The sequence below is a fragment of the Caballeronia calidae genome (assembly GCF_900044055.2).
GTDB classification, from domain to species: Bacteria; Pseudomonadota; Gammaproteobacteria; order Burkholderiales; family Burkholderiaceae; genus Caballeronia; species Caballeronia calidae.
On record NZ_FCOX02000166.1, the window covers coordinates 1 to 5486 of the forward strand.

The 5486-nt window shown below is 51.9% G+C and carries 2 protein-coding genes; one reads left to right on the top strand and one right to left on the bottom strand.

Features of this window, described 5'->3' with window-relative positions:
• Window positions 1-745 precede the first annotated feature (745 nt).
• Window positions 746-2323 carry a hypothetical protein gene (locus AWB78_RS41280; RefSeq protein WP_157697856.1) on the bottom strand — a complete coding sequence of 526 codons (1578 nt, stop codon included), beginning with the start codon at window positions 2321-2323 and terminating at the stop codon, window positions 746-748.
• A 1657-nt stretch (window positions 2324-3980) separates the two neighbouring features.
• Here AWB78_RS41280 and AWB78_RS46115 point away from each other — a divergent pair.
• Complete coding sequence (locus tag AWB78_RS46115) at window positions 3981-5261, top strand: hypothetical protein (protein WP_198399479.1); 1281 nt, start codon at window positions 3981-3983, stop codon at window positions 5259-5261.
• The last annotated feature ends 225 nt before the right edge of the window (window positions 5262-5486 follow it).

The following is a 5486-nucleotide window of genomic DNA, read 5'->3' on the forward strand; positions in this document are numbered from 1 at the left end:
CGCGCTGTTGTAGTGGCATTTTTTAAAATCGACATCAATAAAATCAAATAGTTGCGCGTTTAACTGTCGAACTCAAGCGGCCGCGAAGGTCTCGGACCGGACGGTCGCCCCTGTTTCAAGGATCTTCAGATTCCGATTTTCCGATCGAGGGTGAGCGCTCAAGGATCAGATTGACGATGTCTTCCGGCAACAGCGCACGGCACGGTTCCGCGACCAAGCCTCTAGAAAAATCGATGCCGTTGTCCAATATGCGGCATCGCTACGATCCAGCGGCGAATCTTCGTTGCCTTCACGCGCGCGCAGTCTTTGTGCGATGGGTTGATCAGAACATTGAACTCCTCCGGCACGCAGGCGAGCGTGGCGACGACGCCTTTGTCGAGACCACGGCTCTGCCGGTCAGGCGGCGGGCGCAGAAGCCCGACACAATACGGCGGCGGCGGTCGGGTGGGAAGCCATTCCCCAGGGCAAGGCGAGCCTCGACTACGGTGACGCATGCATGGCTCACGGCGAAGATTCATGCGATGACCGCTCTCAAACCCCCTGCCTGAAAAACTAGCAGGACAGGTTGATTGTCCGGCTCACTTTTCAGTCGGCGCGATTCCTAATTCCTACAAGTGGCTCTATTTTCAGTCGGCGTAAACAGCCTCGCGCCACTCACGCCTTCCATTCGCCGCTCGAGGTCTTTGCCGCCACTCGCTTCCGCAACTCAAACCCATGGCTCTAAACATTAAATCGCTGTTGCGCTTCAACCTTGATCGTGCCCACCAACGCCTATAAAACGCTCAATTAATTTTCTGCTTCCGCTGCTAAATAACTTGAGAAATTTCTCGCGATCTGAAATTTTTACCGAACCTAAAATATTCGCCGCAAAACGCTCGTTCAGATAAAATAGAGCATGGAAACGTTCTGGGGGCACCAATTCCATAACATCTGCGAGTTTTTTTTGTTCAAGGGTTTCAAGAATCTTGACGGCAGTCTGAACTCGCGCAGCCTTGACAACGTCCGCGACGGCTTGCGCCGACATTAGTTCATAGTATTTATGGTTGGTTGTAAGCTCTCCAAACTTGTAGGGGGCCGCGCTGGCAAGCTCATTCACAAGGTGAATTTCCGCAGATCCAAACAGCGCAAGAACTCTTTGCGCTTGTTTGGGAAAATGTTGAAGTAGGTAAAGTAGGTCGTCTTTTTCAACAGACAGTCGAGATTGGTTAAAGGCCGTCGAGATTTTTTTATTTTTAATTTCCTGTAACGGTGTTTCCTTATCCCAAAGAAATGAAAACGTATATCGCAGCAAATTGCTACTCAGCGCTCCGAGCTTTTTGAGTCTAGTAGTGGTCGCTCGGTCGGCTCCGGGAAGACTGTCGACCATAGAGTCCGTAGCGGCCGCGCGGTGGGCTTCGGGAAGACTGGTGATGGCAGTTTTAAGTGAATTCATAACAAATGGAACGGCATGACGCGGTAGCTTGACGATCTGCGCCAACACACTGTAGAAAGCGCCCGTCCGATCCGCTTCAGGAAGCCGGTGGATCGAAGCAGCAAGGGGAGACAGCGGCTCCTCATCCCCCATGCACGGCAGCTCGCGGGTCTGCTCCAGCACCCTCTTAAAAGCGGCCGTCCGCCCGACTTCGGGCAGACGGCGAATAACGTATGCAAGGCGGGCCGACGGAATTAAACGTGCCTCGGGCGGCAGCTCATGGGTCTGCGTCAACATGCTGTCGAAGGCGCTCCCCTGCTCGGATTCAGGGAGGTGGCGGATAAAAGTTGCAAGGCTAGCCAGCACATCCGCACGCGCGTCGAGCGGCAGCTCGCGGGCCTGCTCGAGCATAAGGTTGAAAAGGGAAGTTGTGCTCGTGTCGTTTTCGGGGAGACAAAGCAACTCTAATGAAAGGCTACGCAGCAGATCCGAGCGAGCGTCGAGCGGCAGCTCGCGGGTCTGCTCCAGTATATTGTGGAAAGCAGAAATCCGATTGGCTTCGGGAAGACGACCGATATCGACTACCATACGCTTCAGCGAATTCTGGCGATCGACGGGCGGCAGTTTGCTGGCCTGCCTCAGTACGTGCGTGAAAACATCCGTCCGCTCGGACTCGGGAACATTGGTGATGTCCAATTCAAGGTGGCTGCATACCGGGGCCTTATACATGGCCGCGGACAGGAGCTTGATTCTTGCTTTATCCTGCGTGTTCCTAAAAGATGTAATGTCACCCAGCGGGCCATTTCGATAAGGCTTTTTGCCTTCCTTGCCGGAAGTTGACAAGAATGCATCTTTATAAATATTGGGGGAAACGCTGAAGTTAAAGTCAGAGTTAAATTTAGTTACATTCATGAGATTTTTTGAGAAATAGTTAAACTCACAACAAGAATGGATAATTTGATCCGGAACCTCAAAGATCTTACCGACCTCTTTTCCAAGCAGGGCAATTGCGCGAATGAGCGTTAATGATTAAAAGTCACGGCAGACTGTAAGCGACGAGTGAAGATTGTTTACTGCGGATTTTCTGCGGGTGAACGATGCAGGGCGTGATTGGCATTGAAGAGGCGTTTGGTAAGTCTGGACGATCCGTGCAGGCACAGTCCTGTGCATGATCTGCGAGTTTTCAGTCGAATCGCTGAGGCAATCAAGCTGTCGATTTTATCGCTCGCAGCGTGGCGAAGTATGCTTCATCCGGTGTCTTTGTCCGCGCCGACGGAATTTTGAGCCACCGATTGAATTTTGAGCCGGGGTGGAGACCGGTCTAAAGCAGGACCGGTTGTGGATAAGTGTATGGGTTTCCGGAGTGGTTGTCCTCCTTCGTACGAAGGTGTGTTGCGCGGGAAGGGTAATCCAAGTTCATCCAGAATGACCAGGTCGAGGCGCAGTAAGCTTCTATGGGGCAATGGAAGTCAAGCCCCTTTCGCTATCCGTTTTTCCGTTCAGTTATCTCCCATTCGAGAGCGCGACAGGTATCCACGGCTGGCCGGCGGGGTCGCCTGTTACGATTACGACGCTGGCCGGCGGTGGATAACCTGCACAATCAGATTTTTTGCGACTCTCCATATCAAGCGAGAACAGTAGTTGAGGTCGGGGTGTCTGAAGTCCGGACTTGACCGGACTAACTTCTATCCGTGCCGGCACGAGACCGGGCACCACATGCCGCATGCGCAAGCGCCGGAACCACCCCTTATGGACGCGCCCCATCTAGAACTACGGTTACCTGCTGCGACGGCTCGCGCAAATCGGGGTTGAGCAGGAGGTATTTGTCTCGCGAACATCGAGAGCGAATTTTTTGAACTTCACAGCGAACGGCGCGGGACACAAAGGGCGTAAAGAAGGCCGGTACTGCCGTGATATCGTGAGATGGCGACCAAGTCACGCACGGATCAACAACAGCCAGCCTATGGATCGAATCGTCCACGCCTTTCTCACTCTCGAACAACATCTTCGCGCCGTCCGCAAACACCTTGGTCTTATCGCCCCGATCGTTGTCCGCATTGCGGCCGCGACAAGCTTGGGGACACGGCGTCTATGACCGCAAGGCCGACCACAGCAGCCGCGCCTCACTCAATCCCGTACCGGTGCTGTCTCGGGTCGCGATTTCGTAGCCCCACGCTACAAAGTTACGATCGCTTGTGGGACTTGAGTAGAGATTCGGGGATGAACGTCAGATTTGCCCCTCGCTCTTGAATAGGCAACGTAGAGTTTGTTCCGAGGCTCAGTTTTGATGTCCCGGAAGTACTTTTCAAGCCGTGTGCGATAGAAACATATTTGCCCGTTTCGGGAATCGAGATGAGGGCGCGAAAGTTGGCGAAAATGCAATTTTTATTTGTGTCCATTGATTTCCTGTTGCGCACCCTTGCCTGGATCGATGGCACACTTTCCAGATGCCCCGCTCGGTTTGCTCATGCGCATGTTGCTGCCTTCAGCGGTCATCTGCCTCCCTAGATAGCCAGAATTCAACCAAAGCCACCTTGCTCCATAGAACATCGGTCCTCCGAGATGCTAAATGGCTGCAGCGCGACTTCCGGTAATTCGGCCAGAGGCAATTGTCTGTGGCAGAATTAACAAAACTCTCAGAGTAATAACGTCGTTGCGGCGAGTAACCTACACTGATTTAAGCTTTGCGATGAAGATTCCATACAGCCCCCTGCGCACCGATCTCAACTTCGAACTTGACGATGGGCGAGTTCATGAAGAATTGAACAAAAAGATTGAATCTCTAAATCGCCCCTACAAGTCTTCGAACGGCCCTCTTAATTTCCTCGGTAATGCCGGATATGTCGCCGGCAACAGCTTCAAGTTTGCCGCAAAGTCGGCGAAATTTGCGAGTTCTAGCTTGGGCGATTATAAAAAGTGGATGCTTTTTGGTGGGGGCGCAGCAACTTTATACGGAGCATGGGATCTATTTTCAACTTCTTCGCTTGGAATCTCAGATCTTATGCGCTTTCAATGTCAGAATGGCGTTGCCGCTGCCTATAGCGGATTTTATCCGAAGGTTCTGTCAAAAATAGGTGATAACCTGGACTGTCTTGCCGAGGCGACAAAGGGCGTGACTTTTCGCCACACCATTGGTGCAAGCATGCATGAAGAAATGGATCATCTCACGACGCAGCAAATTGAACGCCCTCGAGAGCTCTTGGATTTTATTAAAAATAATATTGACGAAATCAACTCTAGTTATTTGGAGAAAGGCGTAAATTGTATTTCATATGTTGCGCCTCTAATTGATCTCTTAAAAAGTCTCGATAAAAGAGATGAAAAATTTGTTCAACTTGGCCGGGCCGCACTGCGCCGACTCGCCGACTTGACGGACACATGTAGTCAAGATGAGTACGATTCATTAGGGCGCTTCCTGGATAGTTTGTTGAATCCGAGCTTTCAACACACCTTTGGCAGCGGCGACCTCGCAGATTTATTTAAAATGGATTTTCTGAGCAATAAACGACAGGCAAGCTTGATGGTCTGTTTGGCCGCGTCGTCTGGTGAAAAGACCCTCGGCGATGGCACAATGAGAGAAGATGTACAGTGCTATAGCAATAGAGCGCAGCTGGCCGACCGATTCGCCACTGCTCCAGAGTGCGCCACAGCGGTTGTCGACAAGATCGAGGATGTTTTGCAAAAGCGCCCCAGATACAATGACTCACAGTCTCTCGCCATCCTTGCTGAAGTTGCCAGGACAGCAAACAGCGCGATAAACATGCGCCTGGGTGAAAGCCCCTCTGTGACCGAAATCTTGAACGCTAAAGTGGACACGAATTCTGACATAAAGAAAGTTGTCTTGAAATGACTGTCCGTGTCCGATGCGACCGGTTTTGTTTTTTCCTCCAGACTGCATGAGCGTGAGCACGTAAGTCGATGGGAATTCGGGGCGTTTTGAGCAACTTGCGCGATGTAGCGGAGAGGAGCTCCCTCAGGCATCTTGCACAAACGACGCCCAAGGGAGAGTCTCATGTCTGCCAAGACCCGAGACTTCCACAGTGTGCCACGTGAGTGCCCGCGATCCCAATTTCTA

Bases quoted from the DNA above. Each gene is read 5' to 3' on its own strand.
- AWB78_RS46115 (WP_198399479.1), top strand. From the start codon at position 3,981: ATGGCTGCAGCGCGACTTCCGGTAATTCGGCCAGAGGCAATTGTCTGT.
- AWB78_RS41280 (WP_157697856.1), bottom strand. From the start codon at position 2,323: ATGAATGTAACTAAATTTAACTCTGACTTTAACTTCAGCGTTTCCCCC.